General features: G+C 67.8%; 22 protein-coding genes. 11 read left to right on the forward strand and 11 right to left on the reverse strand.

The annotated features are described in order from the left end of the window. The first annotated feature begins 57 nt into the window (after positions 1 to 57). Together ACIQBL_RS04690 and ACIQBL_RS04695 are read left to right on the forward strand one after the other, a co-directional pair. Positions 58 to 285, forward strand: a complete 228-nt coding sequence (locus tag ACIQBL_RS04690; protein WP_043674251.1) for a hypothetical protein — start codon at positions 58 to 60, stop codon at positions 283 to 285. 85 nt (positions 286 to 370) lie between these two features. After that, on the forward strand, positions 371 to 1,150 hold the full coding sequence (locus ACIQBL_RS04695) for a DUF1963 domain-containing protein (RefSeq protein ID WP_401936733.1): 780 nt from the start codon (positions 371 to 373) through the stop codon (positions 1,148 to 1,150). A gap of 187 nt (positions 1,151 to 1,337) precedes the next feature. On the opposite strand, the gene ACIQBL_RS04700 is transcribed toward ACIQBL_RS04695, so the two are convergent. Continuing rightward, positions 1,338 to 2,990, reverse strand: coding sequence for a glycosyltransferase (locus ACIQBL_RS04700; RefSeq protein WP_401936736.1), 1,653 nt, complete (start codon positions 2,988 to 2,990; stop codon positions 1,338 to 1,340). 214 nt (positions 2,991 to 3,204) lie between these two features. Here ACIQBL_RS04700 and ACIQBL_RS04705 point away from each other — a divergent pair, with 214 nt between their 5' ends. Further along, positions 3,205 to 3,597, forward strand: coding sequence for a PRC-barrel domain-containing protein (locus tag ACIQBL_RS04705; protein WP_401936738.1), 393 nt, complete (start codon positions 3,205 to 3,207; stop codon positions 3,595 to 3,597). A 36-nt stretch (positions 3,598 to 3,633) separates the two neighbouring features. Beyond that, complete coding sequence (locus tag ACIQBL_RS04710) at positions 3,634 to 3,807, forward strand: hypothetical protein (RefSeq protein WP_401937067.1); 174 nt, start codon at positions 3,634 to 3,636, stop codon at positions 3,805 to 3,807. Positions 3,808 to 3,984: 177 nt separating this feature from the next. On the opposite strand, the gene ACIQBL_RS04715 is transcribed toward ACIQBL_RS04710, so the two are convergent. Together ACIQBL_RS04715 and ACIQBL_RS04720 are read right to left on the reverse strand one after the other, a co-directional pair. Continuing rightward, positions 3,985 to 4,326 (reverse strand): hypothetical protein, encoded by a 342-nt coding sequence (locus tag ACIQBL_RS04715; protein ID WP_401936741.1) that lies wholly within the window; start codon positions 4,324 to 4,326, stop codon positions 3,985 to 3,987. Between the two features lie 346 nt (positions 4,327 to 4,672). Beyond that, positions 4,673 to 4,822 (reverse strand): hypothetical protein, encoded by a 150-nt coding sequence (locus ACIQBL_RS04720; RefSeq protein ID WP_401936744.1) that lies wholly within the window; start codon positions 4,820 to 4,822, stop codon positions 4,673 to 4,675. 118 nt (positions 4,823 to 4,940) lie between these two features. On the opposite strand from ACIQBL_RS04720, the gene ACIQBL_RS04725 reads away from it, so the two are divergent. From ACIQBL_RS04725 to ACIQBL_RS04735, 3 genes are read left to right on the forward strand one after another with little or no spacing between them, the layout of a single operon-like run. Then, entirely contained in the window at positions 4,941 to 5,594 is a 654-nt protein-coding gene (locus tag ACIQBL_RS04725; protein WP_401936747.1) for a response regulator transcription factor, read from the forward strand. Next, positions 5,585 to 6,853 carry a sensor histidine kinase gene (locus ACIQBL_RS04730; RefSeq protein WP_401936749.1) on the forward strand — a complete coding sequence of 423 codons (1,269 nt, stop codon included), beginning with the start codon at positions 5,585 to 5,587 and terminating at the stop codon, positions 6,851 to 6,853. Before ACIQBL_RS04725 ends, ACIQBL_RS04730 begins: the two co-directional genes overlap by 10 nt. Positions 6,854 to 6,891: 38 nt before the next feature. Next, complete coding sequence (locus tag ACIQBL_RS04735; RefSeq protein WP_401936750.1) at positions 6,892 to 8,172, forward strand: hypothetical protein; 1,281 nt, start codon at positions 6,892 to 6,894, stop codon at positions 8,170 to 8,172. Positions 8,173 to 8,382: 210 nt separating this feature from the next. On the opposite strand, the gene ACIQBL_RS04740 is transcribed toward ACIQBL_RS04735, so the two are convergent. The 5 genes from ACIQBL_RS04740 to ACIQBL_RS04760 form a co-directional block, all read right to left on the reverse strand. After that, positions 8,383 to 8,964, reverse strand: coding sequence for a response regulator transcription factor (locus ACIQBL_RS04740; RefSeq protein WP_401936753.1), 582 nt, complete (start codon positions 8,962 to 8,964; stop codon positions 8,383 to 8,385). 452 nt (positions 8,965 to 9,416) lie between these two features. Further along, complete coding sequence (locus ACIQBL_RS04745; protein WP_401936756.1) at positions 9,417 to 10,610, reverse strand: hypothetical protein; 1,194 nt, start codon at positions 10,608 to 10,610, stop codon at positions 9,417 to 9,419. 454 nt (positions 10,611 to 11,064) lie between these two features. Then, positions 11,065 to 11,385 carry a type II toxin-antitoxin system VapC family toxin gene (locus ACIQBL_RS04750; protein WP_401936758.1) on the reverse strand — a complete coding sequence of 107 codons (321 nt, stop codon included), beginning with the start codon at positions 11,383 to 11,385 and terminating at the stop codon, positions 11,065 to 11,067. Positions 11,386 to 11,486: 101 nt separating this feature from the next. Further along, positions 11,487 to 11,681, reverse strand: a complete 195-nt coding sequence (locus ACIQBL_RS04755) for a hypothetical protein (protein ID WP_401936759.1) — start codon at positions 11,679 to 11,681, stop codon at positions 11,487 to 11,489. Between the two features lie 142 nt (positions 11,682 to 11,823). Next, positions 11,824 to 12,042, reverse strand: coding sequence for a hypothetical protein (locus tag ACIQBL_RS04760; protein WP_401936762.1), 219 nt, complete (start codon positions 12,040 to 12,042; stop codon positions 11,824 to 11,826). Between the two features lie 501 nt (positions 12,043 to 12,543). Here ACIQBL_RS04760 and ACIQBL_RS04765 point away from each other — a divergent pair. Beyond that, on the forward strand, positions 12,544 to 13,173 hold the full coding sequence (locus ACIQBL_RS04765) for a DUF6461 domain-containing protein (protein ID WP_401936764.1): 630 nt from the start codon (positions 12,544 to 12,546) through the stop codon (positions 13,171 to 13,173). 80 nt (positions 13,174 to 13,253) lie between these two features. Here ACIQBL_RS04765 and ACIQBL_RS04770 read toward each other — a convergent pair whose 3' ends face one another. Continuing rightward, on the reverse strand, positions 13,254 to 14,141 hold the full coding sequence (locus tag ACIQBL_RS04770; protein WP_401936766.1) for a hypothetical protein: 888 nt from the start codon (positions 14,139 to 14,141) through the stop codon (positions 13,254 to 13,256). 160 nt (positions 14,142 to 14,301) lie between these two features. On the opposite strand from ACIQBL_RS04770, the gene ACIQBL_RS04775 reads away from it, so the two are divergent. The 3 genes from ACIQBL_RS04775 (at position 14,302) to ACIQBL_RS04785 (ending at position 15,893) form a co-directional block, all read left to right on the forward strand. Beyond that, positions 14,302 to 15,252, forward strand: a complete 951-nt coding sequence (locus tag ACIQBL_RS04775; RefSeq protein ID WP_401936769.1) for a lipase family alpha/beta hydrolase — start codon at positions 14,302 to 14,304, stop codon at positions 15,250 to 15,252. Positions 15,253 to 15,383: 131 nt separating this feature from the next. After that, positions 15,384 to 15,656 carry a hypothetical protein gene (locus ACIQBL_RS04780; protein WP_401936771.1) on the forward strand — a complete coding sequence of 91 codons (273 nt, stop codon included), beginning with the start codon at positions 15,384 to 15,386 and terminating at the stop codon, positions 15,654 to 15,656. 105 nt (positions 15,657 to 15,761) lie between these two features. After that, entirely contained in the window at positions 15,762 to 15,893 is a 132-nt protein-coding gene (locus tag ACIQBL_RS04785) for a hypothetical protein (RefSeq protein ID WP_401936773.1), read from the forward strand. A gap of 89 nt (positions 15,894 to 15,982) precedes the next feature. Here the strand turns inward: ACIQBL_RS04785 and ACIQBL_RS04790 are convergent, their stop codons facing one another. Both ACIQBL_RS04790 and ACIQBL_RS04795 read right to left on the reverse strand, forming a co-directional pair. After that, positions 15,983 to 16,396, reverse strand: coding sequence for a PIN domain-containing protein (locus ACIQBL_RS04790; RefSeq protein ID WP_401936775.1), 414 nt, complete (start codon positions 16,394 to 16,396; stop codon positions 15,983 to 15,985). After that, on the reverse strand, positions 16,393 to 16,656 hold the full coding sequence (locus ACIQBL_RS04795; RefSeq protein WP_401936776.1) for a CopG family transcriptional regulator: 264 nt from the start codon (positions 16,654 to 16,656) through the stop codon (positions 16,393 to 16,395). Before ACIQBL_RS04795 ends, ACIQBL_RS04790 begins: the two co-directional genes overlap by 4 nt. Between the last annotated feature and the right edge of the window lie 75 nt (positions 16,657 to 16,731).

The raw sequence follows: 16,731 nt of genomic DNA on the forward strand, positions 1-16,731 counted from the left end.
GCTGTACGTGTGGATAACCTCGTGCCAACAGCACGGCGAGGCGGGGGAGTTCACGCGATGGCGAAGAAGCCGGTACGGGCGGCGCTGGGGGATGTCTGGCTCAAGTGCCAGGTCTGCAAAGGGGATCTGTTCCGGGAGCGGGGTGTCCTGCTCAACAGCACCGGCATGGAGTTCATGAGAATGGCCTGGGCCGACGAGAACGCCACCGGCCTGATCTGCTGGCGCTGCGGCTACGTCCACCTCTTCGTCAACAAGGACATCAAGCTCTACCGGGCGGACAAGTAGAGGACAAGTAGCGGAAAAGTAGCGGACCCAGCCGAGGCGGCCGATTCTCCGAGCCGTGTCAGTGGCCCGTGGCACGATCGCCGGCATGACATCGATCGACGAACGGCTCGTCCTGGAGACGGCCGCCGAATACGGCGTACCCGGCCCCGTCGCACAGGAGTTGATGGCAGGGACCCGGCCGTGCCTCTACCTGGTGCAGCACAAGGAAGTGCCCGCGTCCCTGCGGGAGAACGCCCGCCCCGCCGCACGAACGGGCGGGCTCCCCGCACTGCCGGACGGGGCGGAGTGGCCCGAGGGGAGGGAGCCGCTCGTGCTGAGCGTCGACTGCGCGGCCCTGCCCCACGACGCCCTGGACATCGAACTGCCCGCCGATGGGCACCTGTTGTTCTTCACTGAGATCTCGTACCCGCCCGAGTCGTCCGTGGTGCTCCATGTCCCCGCCGGAGCACGGACCACGGAGCGCGCGGCGACATACGAATTCAGAGGTGAGGCCATGGAGACGAGGGTCTACGAACCACGCGTCCTGTACCCCGTGCCCGGACTGACCCTCGACTCCGACCGGCAAGAGGGCCCGCAGACAAGCGAGTTCCTGAACGGTGACGGGGCCGAGGAGGCGCTGGAGAGATTCGAGGAAGCCGTCCGCGACCTGGCCTTCGGTGGACAACGCGCCGGCGCCTGCGTGCAGATCGGCGGGTTCTCCGAGTCGTGGGACATGGCACCGGACGAGGGCGACCTCGTACTCTTCGCGCAGATGGCCGGGCAGGCGATCGACTACACGGTGTACACCATGAACCTGATCGTGGGCACACGGGAGGACATCGCCGCCCGGCACTATCCAGGCCTCCAGTACGAGCAGCAGACCTGAGGGCGGGTTTCCTGGCAGGCCTGCGTCCCGTTGTGCTTGCGGGTTCGCCAGTCGAGGTCGTCCAGGTGGATCCGGCCCTGTTGACCGTGCTGGGTACCGAGCGGTTCGCCACCGGCGGCCAGTGACTCTCTCGTACCCCGTTGCCGACACCACCGTCCAACTCCCGTGCCACCGGCCGGAGTTACCCCTACCGCAGCATCCAGCGCTCGGCCTGACGCACGGTGGCGCGGATGTTCCGGCTCGCGCCGCGCGGGAGGCGCCGCAACAGCTCGCGGACGGCGTGCCGGAGACGGTGGTCGGCGGCGGTGCGCAGCAGGAGCCGGCGGGTGGTGCCGATCCGGCCGGATCCGCCTACGGCGAGCCGGAGTTGGCCGCCGGGACCGGCCCAGGTGGGGGAGACGAGACGCGCGGGTGCGCCGACGGCGACGGTGCCGAGGGCGATACGGCCACGACCGGGGGTGGGAGTCAGCCGGGGTCTGCGGCCGACCCCCAACAGCTGCGCGCTGGCCCAGACTTGATAGGCGCCGGGGTCCATGGGCTCGCCACCGGCGAGGCTCGACGGATCGATGACGGTCTCACCGGAGACGACAACCCGATGGCGACCTCCGCCGAGCGCTTCCAGGGACGGCGTCAACTCCCCGTCGGGGTACCACCAGTGGTCGCCGGCGCTGTCGTGCACGACGAGTTCCCCGTACGCGTACGAGAAGGGGTCGGGTACCTCCCACCCCTCCGCTCCCTCGATGCCGTCGAGGAGTTCGGGATCGAGCAGCAGGCGTGCACCGCGCTCCACGACGGTCAGCGGCTGCCCGTCGCCCCGGACCATGCCGATCCGGGACCGGATCACCACCTTGCCGTTCCGCCAGCGCATGTCGTCGACCTCGACGTGCGCCCTGATCCGCTCGGTACGGCGGGCGAGTTCGACCAGGGACTCCAGCCGCCCCCGCACCAGCAGCTCCGCCCGCAGCCGGCTGATCGCCGGGAGCCCTTCGCGCACCCCCGGCGGATAACTGGTCATCGCCATCCGCCGTACGGTGGTGAAGTACTCCTCCAGATCCTTCCCGGTACGCCGCAGCACCCGGGGCTCGCTCACCGGCCGCAGCAACTCCACCCGGTACGAACGGCGCAGCAGCCGGTCCTGGAGATCGCCCGGCCGGGTGCCCTCCTTGATCGCCTCCACGACATTGCCCAGGTGGCCGTAGTAGTCGTCGGCGGTGATCCGGCGACTGCTGTTGTTGCCGCCGTCCTCACGCCGATTCCAGCGGTAGCAGGGGTAGTTGCCGAGTATCGAGACCGTCTTGGCCCGCACGTAGGTGCGCGCCATGAACAACTGGTCCTCCAGCCTGACCCGCCCCTCCGGGAACCGGATCCCGTGCTCCCGCAGGAACTCCCGGCGGAACATCTTGTGCGGCGTCAGACTCTCGAACAGCGGCGCGTCGGCGGCCGTACACCGCTCGACCGTCCGCTTGAACACATTGCTGGGCCCCTGCATCGTCCCGTGCACCTTGCCGAGCACGATGTCCGACCCGTTCCGCTCGGCCAGCGCGTACAGCCGCTCCAGCGCCTCGTACGACAACTCGTCGTCCTGGTCGACGAATTGGACGTACTTCCCCCTGGCCCGGTCGATCCCCACGTTCCGCGGCTTGCCCGGCCACCCGGAGTTCTCCTGCCGGTAGACCCGCACATGCGCATGCGCCTCGGCCAACCGCCCCAGCCGCTCCGCCGAGTCGTCCGTCGACCCGTCATCGACGTACACGACCTCGTACGCCCCGGCCCCCAGACTCTGGTTGACGAGTGACGGCGCGCAACGCTCAATGTAGGAACCGGCGTTGAAAACCGGCACGACAACGCTCACTTTGATCAAGACATCCCCCCCGGGACAAGTGCTGTTGCGGTACCAGACACTTGTTGTTGGGGAGAAGTTGTACGGCTCTTGGGGTACACGTTGCGGTACACCCCGGCTCTCGTGCGGTGTCCACTTTTTGCCGGGTTCGGCTGTGGTGTCAGGGGCGATCGCGGGGGAACCCGTTCTGGACCAGCGGCTCAGGAGACGGAACATGAACACGGACGTGAACATGAACACGAACACGAACAAGATCCATGCGGCCGATATCCGCGAGTGGCGCAACCGCAACGTCGTCGACTCCGAGGGTCACAAGATCGGCGTACTCGAATCGATCTACGTCGACACCGCCACCGACGAGTCGGCCATGGCCACCGTCCGCATCGGACTGCCCACGCGCCAGAGGCTGGCCTTCGTCCCCCTGGACAACGCGACCCTCGGACCCGACTACGTCAAGGTCGCCCACGCGAAGGCCCAGGTGAAAAAGGCCCCGTCGATCGGCACGGACGACATCCTGCCGGCCGAGGGCGAGGAAGCGATCTTCCAGTACTACGGCTTGGACTACCGGCCCGGCGCAGGCGGAGAGCGGCAACTCGCACGCCGCTGACCCGCCGTTCCCTGTCCCACCCGAAGGTGGTGTTCCGTGATGGTTCTCTTCCTGCTCCTCGTCCTGATCGCCCTCGTCCTGGGAATCATCGGCGCGACCGCGAACGGCCTGGGCTACCTGCTGGTGATCGGCATCGCGGTCCTCGTGGCGGCCCTGGCCCTCGTCGCGGTGCGCTGGTCCCGACGCTCCGGCAGCCGCCCTATTCGATAGGGGTGTGAGAGTGCGACAAGGGTGTGAGAGTGCGCCGAGGGCGTGCGGATCTTCCCCTCGTGCTGACTGGTAAGGCACTCGGAGAGATCGCCGTCCTGTGCCGGACGGCCACCGACTTCGCCCAGCTCGCATCCGGATTCCGCGTGGACCTGCCCCCAGCCGTACCGCCGCGCGAAGTCAAGAACCAAGCTGCGGAGGAACGTCCGATCGCACGAGGTGGACTCGCGCGGCTGGTATGCGGCCGGGCAGGTAGACGAATCCGTTGCCGTTGTCGAGGAGCGACCCCTCATCCATGCCGTCCACGGACCAGAGATCAACCGGCCCACCGGTGTTGTTGATCTGGAGGAAGAACTCTGCTTCCTCGTCGCCCCGACAGACGAAGATCCCCTCCACCTCCGGGCGGCGGCTGCCGGCGATTCCCGGTGCGGCGCTCATCCGGGCCCAATCCAGGCCATGCTGTGCGATCGACTGCCGATTGCGCGTGGACGAAATGTGGAAGAAGTTCGACGTGTCAAACACGTCAGGAGTATAGGAGGCAGTGGGTCTTCCTCCTGGCCTGCTGGAGGGCGGGGGCGAGGACGGCCAGGAGCCAGAGAGGAAAAGACCGGATCCTGAAAGGTCTGGGAGAGGAGGGTGGCACCTCCGAAAAGCGAAACGGTCCGCAGGACCGATCGACGCGAAGCCCCGGAGAGATCCCGGCTTTCGTCAGGCCCGCACTCCTACGCCGGGGGAACTGAAAGCAGCGCATGGCCTGCACGCGAAGGATCCGAACCTGCGCACACGTCCGGAGGCCGTCGGCTTCCCGGCCGTTTTCGCAGGTCAGCGACCTATCTGACAGACTGTCGGGCCCGAGCTCGGGCAGCCGTCAGGTGGGCATTTCGTACAACAGTGCCATGCTCGCCTGCCGGAATTCCTTGAGGATCAGTCCGCTCACCCGGGCGAAGCGCGGGCGGTGACCCGGCGGAATCGCGTCGATGTACTCCTGCATGTCGATGTACTCCTGCATACGGTCCATGGCCCATGGTGGTCCCCCCCGCGGCAGCCCCCGCTGCGGCTCGGCCGGTCGTGCCGGAGCGTCGCGTGGCTGATCAGGGCGGATGGAGAACTGGAACGCGAGTATCTAGGGTCAGCACGTGGCTTTCATCATGGTGTGCGAAGACGACGCGGCGGTCCGCGGCATCCTCAAGCGTGCCCTGGAGCACGACGGCCACACCGTCTCCGTCGCCGCCACGGCCGACAGCCTGCTGCGGCAGCTCGCACCGGCGCCCCAGCTGGTCGTCCTGGATCTCGGGCTGCCGGACGCCGACGGTCGCGATGTCTGCCTGGCACTACGGGCTCGCGGCGTCGATGTGCCGGTGTTGATGCTCACCGCCTTGGACGGCCTGCATCACAAGGTGGGCGGCTTCGAGGCCGGCGCCGACGACTACATGACCAAACCCTTCGACATCCCGGAACTGCTGGTCCGTGTCCGGGCGCTGCTGCGCCGGGCCACCGTGGCGTCCACTCTGCACGAGGTCGTCCTCGATCCGGCGAAGCACGTGGTGACCTACGATGCGGTGAGCATGAGCCTGACCCCGACCGAGTTCCGGCTACTGGGCCGCCTGATCGCCTCGCAGGGCGACGCGGTACGCCGCCACGCCCTCGTCGCCGCCGGCTGGCCGCACGGGGCCCAGGTCAGCGACAACACCCTCGACTCCTATGTGCGCCGGCTGCGGACCAAGCTCGGTCCGCTGGGTGTGGCCGATCGGCTGGCGACCGTCCGCGGCGTGGGCTACCGATGGCAGTGACGGGATTCCGCCGAAGCGTCGTCGCGCTCACCGTGCTGATCGCCACCGCAGTGGTCGCGATCCTGGTGGTGGTTTCGCACGTGCTGCTGAGCAGGGTGACGGATGCCGACGCGCACGATCTGGCCCGTACGCGCGCCGAGGGGGTCGCGGCGAACGTCAGCGCCCAGGGCGGCCGTGTCGTGCTCACGGAGAACAGCAGCGAGGCGCTGGACGAGGTCGCCTGGGTGTATGCCGATGGCCGTCTTATCGACGGGGACGTGCCGCCGAGCGTGGTCGGGCGCGTCGAGGAGCTTGCGGACTCGGGGCGATCGCAGACCGCGACCGTCGGTGACTACCTCCTGTTCGCGCGGCCGGTTCCGACCGGCGGCCACCACGTCATGGTGATCGTCCGGGTGGACCTTACGCCCTACGAGACGTCCGAGCAGCGCAGCCTGACCTTGTCGCTGATTCTGGGCGGCCTCACGATCCTCCTCGCCGGCGGTGTCGCGCACCTGGTGGTGCACCGCGCGCTGCGGGTCGTGCACGAGATGGCCGCCCTCGCCGACGACTGGGGTCATCACGAACCCGGGCGCCGCTTCAACCTCGGAGTCCCCCGTGACGAGTTCGGGGAACTGGGACAGACCCTGGACCGCCTCCTGGAGCGCGTTGACAACGCGCTGGCGGACGAACGCCGGCTCACCGACGAGATCGCCCACGAGCTGCGGACACCGCTCACGGTCCTGCGGGGCGAGGCGCAGCTGGCGCAGCTGTCCGGCGAGCCGGTGGTGCCGGAGGTGGTGCTGAGCGAGGTCGACCGCCTCAATGCGGCGATCACGACGATATTGCGCGCGGCGCGCGCACGGACGGAGGAGGGGACCCGGTGTGATCTCCGCTCCGCCGCACGGCAGGCGATCGGCAGCCGCGCGGTCGAGGTCGCCTTCCCGGCGAAGGTCGAGGTGGCTTTGGCGCCCGACGTCGCTGTGTCGCTGCTGTCACCCCTGCTGGAGAACAGCCTGCGGCATGCGAAGTCCCGTGTGTGGATCACCGCGCGCAGCCAGGGCGAGGTCATCGTGGTGGATGTCCTGGACGACGGCCCAGGGTTCGATCCCGCTGAGGTCGACCGGGTCTTCGAACCGGGCGTGACCGGCGGCGGCGGGTACGGGCTGGGGCTGCCGGTGGCCCGGCGTATCGCTGCCTCGGCCGGTGTGGAGGTCCGGGCGATCGCGGACGGCCGCGGTCACGTCCAGGTGACACTCCCGGCCGCGAAGGCGGCCACGTAGTCAGGTTGCTTGCAGGTTCCCCGCGTAAACCTCCCTGCATGACAACGACAACGGAAGCACGCCCACGCAGCGGGCGCCTCATGCTCAACAAGGTCCCCGAGGTCACCGTCTGGTTCTGGGTGATCAAGATCCTGTGCACCACCGTCGGTGAGAGCTTCGCCGACTGGATCAACATGAAGCTGGGCGTCGGCCTGGTGAACACGGCCTGGATCTTCACCGCGGTGTTCGTCGTGGTCCTGGCCGTCCAGATGCGGCTCAAGCGGTACGTCCCGTTCCCGTACTGGCTGACCGTGGTCGTTGTCAGCGTCACGGGCACCCTGTACACCGACATCCTCACCGACCAGCTCAATGTGCCGCTGTGGATCAGCTCCGCCGTGTTCTCGGTTCTGCTCGCCGTGGTCTTCGGCGTGTGGTGGCTGCGTGAGCGCACCCTCTCGATCCACTCGGTCACGACGCTTCCGCGTGAGTCGTTCTACTGGCTCGCGGTTCTCGTCACCTTCGCGCTCGGCACCGCGACCGGGGACTGGACCCTGGAGCTCACCGGCTGGAGCCCGGGCGCCTCGGTGATGCTGCCGCTCGGCCTCATCGCGGCGATCACGCTGCTGTGGAAGTTCGGCGCGAACCCGGTGCTGTCCTTCTGGCTCGCCTACATCCTGACCCGCCCGCTGGGCGCGAACATCGGCGACTGGCTCGCCTCCCCGAAGGTCGCTCAGCCGGGCGAGCCGACCGGCCTCGCGCTGGGCACCTTCACCACCAGCCTGATCTTCCTCGGCCTGATCCTGGCCACCGTGGTCTACCTGACGGTGACACGCTCGGACGTGACCGAGACCTACGAGGCCGCCCACGCCGCACCTACCGCACACGTCACCGGCGACCCGCGCAAGGAGCGCGTCGGTCTGGCCGGCTTCGGACTGCTCGCCGTCGCCACCATGGGCCTGCTGATCTGGGCCCACAACCAGCCGCACACCGGCCCGGCGCCGGAGGCCGACAACACCTCCGCCGTCCAGATGGCTCCCGGCCAGGCGGTGAAGAAGTTCCCGCCCGCCAAGGTCGCCGCGCTGAAGAACCTCGCCTCCACCTCGCTCAAGGACGCACGCTCGGGGAACGCGAAGGGAGCGCACACGGCCGCCCAGTCGCTGCGTGACCTGTGGGACGCCGACCAGGCATCGCTGCAGCCGCTGGACAACACGGGCTGGACCTCCATCGACGCCCAGATGGACAAGGTGCTGGGGGCCTTCGGCATCGACCACTCGAATCCGCCGATGCCGCCTGCGCAGCAGGAGAAGGAACTGAACGCCCTCCTGACGGACATGGGCTGACAGAACCCCCTTCGCCCGGCGACGGGTCGAGTGTGCGGGGCCGCGCCGAGAACCGCGCCGCCTCGGCACACGCCGACGCGCTGTGGTCAGTGCAGGCCGCCGTCTGTGTCGGCCCGGGCATGTCCGCGGACCTACGTGGGCGGTCGAAGCCGGCGTCTCCATGGCTTCGACCGCCCGCTGTTCCTCCAAGCTCATCGAGGACGAGCCGCTTCATGAAAGGCGGTGTCCGATTCCGCGCGCCGTGCCGATGGTCAGCGTGCTGCCGGCCTCACGCAGCTTCCGCCGCAGCCGGGTCAGGCACTGGTCCAGTGTGTTGTCACTGACCTGGGCACCCTCCGGCCGGCCCGCCGCGACCGGTTCGCGGCGCCGAACGACGCTCCCGCCCGCGGCCACGAGTGTGGCCGGCAGCCGGAACTCCGTGGGGGACAGGGCGACGGCCGTGCCGTGCACGGTGACGCGGTGGCCGACCGCGTCCAGAATCAGGTCCCCGACCGCGATCGCCGCGGCCCGCTTCACGGACGCACGCAGCCGGGCGGTGAGTTCGGCCAGATGGAAGGGCTTGGCCAGGTAGTCGTCACCGCCTGCCGAGAACCCCGACAGCCGGTCAGCGAGCTGTTGCCGGGCGGTCAGGAAGATGACCGGGGCCAGGAAGCCGTTGGTGCGCAGCGCCTGGCACACGTCCCGACCGTCCGCGTCGGGCAGCCCGATGTCCAGGACAACCGCCGCGATGTCGCCGGTGGCCAGCCGCAGGGCGGTGGCACCGTCGGCGGCGAGGACGGGCTCGAAGCCCACCTGACGTAGGTGAACGGGCGGATATGAATGACTACAAAGGTGTAGATGTTCGTCGCGCTGTAGACGATCGGCGAGTGGGAGGCTTTCCCGGCCTTGTGCGCCCTTACCTGTCCGTCGGCTCGGCGGCGTCATGCTTGCCGGGACATCACTTCGGTACGGACCGCCATGATTCGCCTTTCCTCGTGCCCATCACTTAGACCTCGACGAGTACGGCACCCCGGTCCCAGCGGCCTTCTATTGGCGTGGCGTGGCGTGGCGTGGGCCGAGGTGTCGGCGGGCTCGGGACCCGGCTGTCTCCTTCGGTGGCAGACTCTCCCTGACCGGCCGCCGTCCCACCGCGTTCACCGTGCTGGTGCTGGTGCCGGTGTGTCAGGACGGGACCTGGGACAGGACAGGGGGCGGAGACGGCTGAGGACGCCGGACCGCCGTTCCGGACCGGGCGTGCGCTCGTGTCACAGAGCCCGGTGGGAGACGGTGAGCAGGTAGGTGCCGTAGAAGAGGGAGACGCCGGCCAGGGAGGTGAGCAGGACGACGATGGTGCGCAGGCGGCTGCGCGCCAGATGCAGGGCGAGCGGGAGCAGCAGGGGGAAGGCCGGCAGCAGGAGCCTCGGCTTGCTCGTGAAGAAGTGGGCGCCGCCGACGGCCATCACGATGAGGACGGCGCAGTACGTGAGCAGGGGAAGGGGCTGTCCGTTCAGTGCGCAGAAGAGGAACAGCAGCAGGGAGCCGAGGATGATCGCGGCGGTCGCGTAGACGACGAGGGTGTCGTGTCCGACGATCAGATGCCTGAACGTGTGGGCGGTGTAGTGGCCGAAGTCGAATCGGGAACCCCAGAGGCTCTGCACGTGGAAGTATCCGGCGGGGTTGTGGGTCCTGAGTCCCACCCAGCCGATGTAGCCCAGCCATCCGAGAGGAGCGGTGACGGCAGCCGCCCAGGCGCGCGGAGCGGTGGGCTCCCCGGTGCGGCGCAGCTGCCAGAGGTGAGCGACGGCGCCGGTGACGACGGCGACCGCCACGGCGAGGCCGTTGGGACGGCACAGCCCGGCCAGCACCGCCAGCGTCCCCGCGGTCAGCCAGCGGCGGCTCAGCACGGCGTGGAGCGACCAGGCGGCGAAGGCGGTCATCAGGGGTTCCGTGTACGCCGTCGTCAGGATGATCGCGTGCGGCAGCAGCGCCCACAGGACGACGAGGATGATCCCGACGCGCCGTCCGTGCAGCAGCTCGCCGATCGCGTACACGCCCCAGGCCGCCACCAGGGCGGCACTCCATGCGATGAGCAGCGCGGCGTTGACCGGGCCGATCGGGAGCAGTGTGCTCACGGCGCGGATCAGACCCGGGAAGAGGGGGAAGAACGCCAGGTCGTTGTAGACGCTGTGGCCCCCTTTGCCGTGGACGATGAGGCCGTAGCCGTACTGGGAGATGTGCCAGTACCAGCGGCCGTCCCATTCCAGGCCGAACACGGTGCGCGGGTGCCTGCCCAGGTGCAGCGACCACAAGGTCGCCATGACCACACCGGTCAGCCGCACGGCGGCGAACGACATCAGCGCCGGCAGGGCTTTCCCCAGCTCGAAACGCCACCCTCGCCGCTGAGACGGTGGATCGAGAATCGGCGCGAACCTGCGCGTGAACGCGTCGATCGTCTTCACGGGATTGCCACCGATTTCGACCTCCTTCTCCGTCCTGTAGGAGGGAGAGATGGGGAGGCCGGGTTCCAATGTCGTGAAATCTCTTACTTCACGAGAATCGGTCATATTTATAGTTAATTTCGCCCTTGCTTTCCAAGACGGTGAAGCCACTCCGACCACACCGTTCAGGCACCCGGGCGCGAGTTTTGGTGCCGTCGGTGGGCTGGGCGGCGGGGTGAATCTCGGCCCTTCAGAGCAACTTCTTCAAGGTCATGCAGGTCAGGAGTTTTTTCCGGAGTGCCCCCGGCAGGATTCGAACCTGCGCACACGGCTCCGGAGCACAATCAGAATTGAGCGTGTGAATGGCCTCTGACCAGCGAGTTCCTTGATCGCAAGCGGTGTTCGGTGCCTACCTGTATCGCAGATAGTGCGAGATGGGGCGACCTGCGGTCGGAGGGGGCCGCCGTGCGCGGGGCTACAGGTCGTACGGCAGCAGCTCGAACGCGGGCACGTGGTTCGGCCGTACGACGCTGAAATGCCGCCGGTCGACTGTGGCGACCTGCTTGGCCTGCCAGCGTTCCGCGATGGCGACGACGCATGCGTCCGTGCCGCCGAGCGGCAGGCTGGCGTACTGCCGTACGAGGTGGGCCATGCGCTCGATGTCTTCGGGCATGATGCCCGTGACCGTGCCGAGTTGACCGGCCGCGCGTGCGTCGAGGAACGCGGCCTCCACCTGCGCTCCGCAGCGTGTGCCGATCAGGTGGCAGGCTTCCGCGATGACCGGCGCCGGGATCACGAGGTTGCGGGGGTGGACGCTGTCTTACCAGCGGGTGCACGCCGCATGGTGGTCGTCGTCGGCGTCCGCGAGGGCCACGAGCGGGCCCGTGTCGACCACGATCACTCGCCGAACCCCGTCTCCCGCAGAATCTCGTCAGCACGCGCTGACGTGTCGGAATGCCCGGACCGGCCCATGCCGATGAACGAGGGTCGCGCCGGGCGGGACGCGGCGAGGGTCTTGTCGGTGACAGGGTCGCCGACGACAGTGTCCCAGCCGTCTCCGTCGGTGAGGTCGGCCAGCAGGTTCTGGAACACGAGGGCTGCAGTGGTACCGGTTGCGGTGAGGTGCCACATGCTGTCGGAGAGAGGTCCTGGAGATCTCGGCCTCGGCCGTGTGGAGCGGGGACTGGGGAAGCCCGCTGAGGGGCAGCCGGTTCCGGCCGCCCCTCCTGGGTGGCTATGGGGTGCGCTTGAGGTGGGAAAGTACGCCCATGCCTCCGCTGAAGGCGGCAGCGAAGGCACTGCCGCTCGCACCGAAGGTCGCGAGGGGGTTGCCGTGGAAGGCCATCACCACGATGACCGCGACGAGAGAAACCACAACAGCACAGAGACTGACGATCGCAACATCACGCCCGGGGTGCGTACAGGCGAGCTGCTGCGTCGAGTTGGCCGGCACTCGGTACCTCCATTGACTTGTTCGCTATCTCCGCTGGATCTGGACGCACTTGACCTGGGTCAAGTGGTCTCCAGCGGTACGCAGCAGGGCTTAGGGCACCCCAGGACAGCCGTTCGGCTGTGTCCACGTATGAAGCGACGAAGTCAAGGAGCCTCCTGTGAGGAGTGGGCAGGGCGAGTCTAGCGATCCGTCAAATCCGTTGCAACGGACGGTCGTTCAGCGTCTCGGGTGGAGTAAGGGACCGCCTCGGCAGGCAGATTGGGCAGTCGCATTGCTGGCGTTCCTTGTCCACATCACCGGCTGCCTCCGCGGCCCGCAGTCCTACCAGCGACCATCGAACATCAGTTGTGCGTTCGATGGCGTAAGCGGAGCGGGAACTGAGGGCCCGGCGTTCGGGCGGAGACGGCAACGACCCACCAGTGCGCGGCCGGTACGATCCCCGGGCGGGCTCGTGGTGCAGATGGCCGTCGTGGTGACGAGGTCATGCGGCAAGATGAGGACATGACGAATCGCGGTGTGCGCTGGCTGGTTGAGTCCGAGTGGCAGTACAGCGTTACCTTCGCCCGCGGGATCACGCCGGACGAGCTGGCCGTCCGGCTCGGCGCTTCACCGGGCGGCGCGAAACCTCTGGCAACCGCCTGGGAAGCCGTCGGCCTTCTTACCGATGCAGATATCGGCGTCGCACGGGTGGGGGAAGCCCAGGGGTGGGCGTTCGCCGCCGAATACGGGGAAGCCCCCGGGGCCAGGCATGACGTCCTCAAGAGGATTTCACGTAACGGTGTCGAGGCGGTAAATCTCGATCCCCAGGCATTCCACCCGCCTCCCTTCTTCTCCTACGCCGCCGACAGCGAGTTGCTGTGCTCGTTCGGTCTTGGCGAGGAACGGAGGCGCTGGGGATCGCAGCCGGATCTTCTCCAGGGGGAGCTGGAAGCGGCGGGCATCATTCTTCCGACGGGCGACTATCTTCAGGTGAGCGGCGCGCGGCACAGCCTGCGGATCGCCATGTCGCTGGGTGTGATCGAGAAGCATTTCGGGATCTCATTGCCACGCGAGCTGCTGGAGGAGGGCAGGCTACCGTTGGTAGTAGTCAACGGAAGTCCTTCTCTCGACTTGCTGAGCGACAACGTGTGAATGCTTGAGTGAGGGGGTGGCATCCGCCCCCCGGATGCCACCCCCTCATGTGTCACCAGGTGCCGGCCCGGAAAATCCGGCTAGGGGTTCGTGCGCTGGAAGGTGCATGTGATGTCTGCCGATGTGCAGTGGTCGAACCCCGGCGTGGCTAGCCAGAATGGATCATCTCCAAGCATCCGGTTGTACCAGACGAAGCCTCCGGTGCGACCGAATGGAGCCAGGGCGCCAGTGTTCTGGGCCAACGGGATGCTGGCCCGGCCGCACTTCTCTGACCAGGTGGGCAGAGGGTAGTTGTCGTCGAAGTACAGCGTCCAGATGGTGTCGTTCAGCGGCGTGGCGTAGTACTGCGCGCACTGGTCGCCAGAAGTGACGCCATTGGCCGGAACGCCGCCGCTCTCTTTCGTTGTGGCGAAAGCGTACTCGTCGCAACTGACGTCCGGAGTCTCGATGCGTCCCTGCCAACTGTCGGGGCACACCACCTCCCGGTTATCGGTTTGCCCGTCCGTCAAGTAATGCAGCGGCGTGTTGTGCGTCCTACTGCCGAAATGGTTGCTGTTCTTTTCTTTCATGAGCCAGTAATAGGCGCCGGCCGCCGGGTAGCGGTCGGTGTTGACCGTGTACGTCGGGGTGTAGGAGGGGAAGACGCATCCGGCGTTCGCGGCACCTTTGGTCATGTCATCGCAGCGGACGTCCAGATCCCCGATAGTGTTTCCGAGATCGGCCTCGTCCGATACTTCTGGGAGCGCGGAGATACTCCCCGTGATACTCCACCCGAGGGTGATCCCTTCCTTGCCGGTGCCGTTCCACAGGGTCTGGAAGGAGGCGTTTCCGACGTGGCCGTCCTCCGGGCCGGCCCATGTCAGGGCTCCGTCCGTCTGCTGCTGGGACTGCGCGCAGTCGGAACAGTCCGATGCGGCATTCCAGCGCAGTGTCACCGCCCCCAGGGTGGGGTCGATCTCGGTAGTCATGCGCGCCACCGCATTGTGGTGCTCCCCGTTGCAGTACCCCGTGATGTGTCGACGGGTCCGGTGCACCCTGAGCGGGATGCAGCCGAGGTTGCGGACCTAGCATGTGGCCTGCCGTCAACCAGCCGCATGGTACGGCCAATTGAGCAACGGAGGGGAATCGGTGCCGACATATCCGGTGACGGACCTGGTCGTGGTCCTGCCCGGCATCATGGGCAGCGTCCTTGCCAAGGACGGGTACGAGGTCTGGAATCACACGCTCGCGGTGGCCGGACGTCATGCGCTGGGACGGCTGAACGAGGTGCGGGCGCTGGCGTTGCCGCGCGACATCGGGGACGCCGATCCTGGGGACGGTGTCGAGGCAGTGGGCCTGATCAAGGGGCTGCACGTCCTGCCGGGCGTCTCCGCGATTGATGGCTACGGCACACTCCTGACCTTCCTGGAACGGCGGTTGGGCGTGTCCGAGCGGAACGGCAACCTCCTCTCCTTCCCGTACGACTGGCGGCTCTCGGTCCGGCGGAACGCACACAGGCTCGCCGCCCGGGTGGAACCGGCACTCGCCGCCTGGCGCGCCCGCACCGGTGACCCCATGGTGCGAACGGTGTTCGTGGCCCATTCGCTGGGTGGCTTGGTGGCCCGCTACTACCTGGACGTCCTGGGCGGCAGCCGGCATGCTCGCAGCCTTGTCACCATCGGTACGCCCTACCGGGGTTCGGTTTACGCGCTCACCTCGCTGCACGGGGGACTGGCACCGCGTCTGGGTCGGCTATCGGATCCGTTCACCAGACTGGCACGCTCCATGCCGTCGCTGCACCAGCTTCTGCCGACCTGGCGATGCCTGGTCGGCGCGGACGGCTGCGTTCCCCCCTGGGCCGGGCCCGTGTCTCCGGCGTGGACGAGGACCTGGCCGCCGACGCGCTTTGGTTGCACGAGGAGTTGGACCGGGCTGACGGCAACGGTTATGCCCTGCACGTCTTCGGCGGTTACCGCCAGCCCACGCGCCAGTCGGCGCGGCTCACCGCGTACGACCTCGACGGCCTGCGGGATCTGGACGGCACCGACCACTTCGGCGACGGCACAGTCCCTCGGTTCTCCTGCTTCCCGGCTCAATTGACGGACGACTCCACCGTGCGCTTCTTCGCCCAGAAGCATGGGGCCCTGTAGAACGAACGGGCACTGCTCAACCAGGTAGAGGCCCTTCTCACCGCGCGAGATCCACGTGAGTTCCTCGACGGGAGGCGGGAGTTGACCGTCGACGTGCCCGAGGTCGTCGCCGGAACGGAATGCCACGTGGAAGTGACGGCTGACGACGACCGGCTGCTGCTGTCCGCCAGTGCCGAGGATGTCGAGACGGGCCGCACCGGCATACATAAGACCCTGCGCAATCACGGGGACGGTACCTACGGCTCTCATCTCACGGTCCCTGGCCCGGGGACCTGGCGGGTGACCGTGGGAGATTCCGTCAACGCCGGGCGGGTGCACGAGGTGAGCAGTGTCGTGTTGGTGGCACAGTCGTAGCACTTGCCCGTGCCGCAGGCGCGGAACGCAGGAGCCGTTTCCGCCAGGCGGTTTGGAGCCTTCAGTGCCCAGGGCCTGCCCCGGGAGGTACTGCTGCTGACGAAGATGAACTCGAACTCGGCGCGGTTCGCTGAGCGGCTGCCGGTCACGGTCCGATTCGCAGGCGAGGTCGGTGCCCTCCTGCGCGATCTCTCTGACGACTACGAGCCCGAAGCGAAGTACGCCTTCTACACGTAGCGCCGGATCACACCGAGCCCACGGCCGAGTCGGCGTTCCGGGAAGGCGTTGCAGAGGGCGGCCGGGCTCGTGCTGGCGTCCCAGTGGGATCAGATCTTGATGACGGTGGCGTGCCTGCCGCACAGCACCAGGATGTCCTCCGGATCGGAGGTCAGGATCGTGATCGGACCGGGGGCGGCGAGGGCGGTGGCGCTGAGCATGGCGTCGATGGCGTACTTGTGGCCGTGTAGGCCGGCGTCGGCGAGGAGGGCGGCGGCGTGGCGGGCGATGGGCTCGGTGACGGGTTCGATGACGAGGCGGGACAGGGTCCATTCCAGGGCTGGGCGATTGATCCGGGGGTGGATCACTTCCACGAGGGTGGCTGCGGAAGTGATGACCCGTAGGTCGTCGGCGCGGGCGAGGGCGAGCCAGCCGGTGACGGTGCGGTCGCGCAGGACGGCTTTGGCCAGCCCTTCGCTGTCGAGGACCAGGGTGCCGCCGGGGGCGGCGGGCGAGGGGGTCACGCGGCGTTCGCCCCGCCTTGGGTCTGTTGCTCTCGGGCTTGGTGGAGTTGGTCGCGCAGAGCATGGATCTCTTCGTCGGTGATGGGGCCGTGTTCGGCCTCTGCCACCGTGATGAGTTCGTTGAGGTTGTCCCGCTCGATCTGGCGGGCGACGGCTGCGGCGACGTAAGCGGACAGGCCGGAGGGGCCACTGCGGGCCTTGGCGGCTTCGGCGATGTCGCGCGGCATGGTGATCGAGTACTTGCCGGTAGGCTCACTCATGCTACCTATCCTACCTTTCATCCTCCCCTGGTCGAATGGGGCTGGCAGAGACAGTCGCGAGGCGCGGGTCCGATC

Source organism: Streptomyces sp. NPDC088350 (assembly GCF_044753545.1).
In the GTDB taxonomy this organism is placed as follows: Bacteria; Actinomycetota; Actinomycetes; order Streptomycetales; family Streptomycetaceae; genus Streptomyces.

Bases quoted from the DNA above. Each gene is read 5' to 3' on its own strand.
- ACIQBL_RS04720 (WP_401936744.1), bottom strand. From the start codon at position 4,822: ATGGACCGTATGCAGGAGTACATCGACATGCAGGAGTACATCGACGCG.
- ACIQBL_RS04770 (WP_401936766.1), bottom strand. From the start codon at position 14,141: ATGACTACCGAGATCGACCCCACCCTGGGGGCGGTGACACTGCGCTGG.
- ACIQBL_RS04735 (WP_401936750.1), top strand. From the start codon at position 6,892: ATGACAACGACAACGGAAGCACGCCCACGCAGCGGGCGCCTCATGCTC.
- ACIQBL_RS04795 (WP_401936776.1), bottom strand. From the start codon at position 16,656: ATGAGTGAGCCTACCGGCAAGTACTCGATCACCATGCCGCGCGACATC.
- ACIQBL_RS04730 (WP_401936749.1), top strand. From the start codon at position 5,585: ATGGCAGTGACGGGATTCCGCCGAAGCGTCGTCGCGCTCACCGTGCTG.
- ACIQBL_RS04765 (WP_401936764.1), top strand. From the start codon at position 12,544: ATGACGAATCGCGGTGTGCGCTGGCTGGTTGAGTCCGAGTGGCAGTAC.
- ACIQBL_RS04690 (WP_043674251.1), top strand. From the start codon at position 58: ATGGCGAAGAAGCCGGTACGGGCGGCGCTGGGGGATGTCTGGCTCAAG.
- ACIQBL_RS04705 (WP_401936738.1), top strand. From the start codon at position 3,205: ATGAACACGGACGTGAACATGAACACGAACACGAACAAGATCCATGCG.
- ACIQBL_RS04695 (WP_401936733.1), top strand. From the start codon at position 371: ATGACATCGATCGACGAACGGCTCGTCCTGGAGACGGCCGCCGAATAC.
- ACIQBL_RS04785 (WP_401936773.1), top strand. From the start codon at position 15,762: ATGAACTCGAACTCGGCGCGGTTCGCTGAGCGGCTGCCGGTCACGGTC.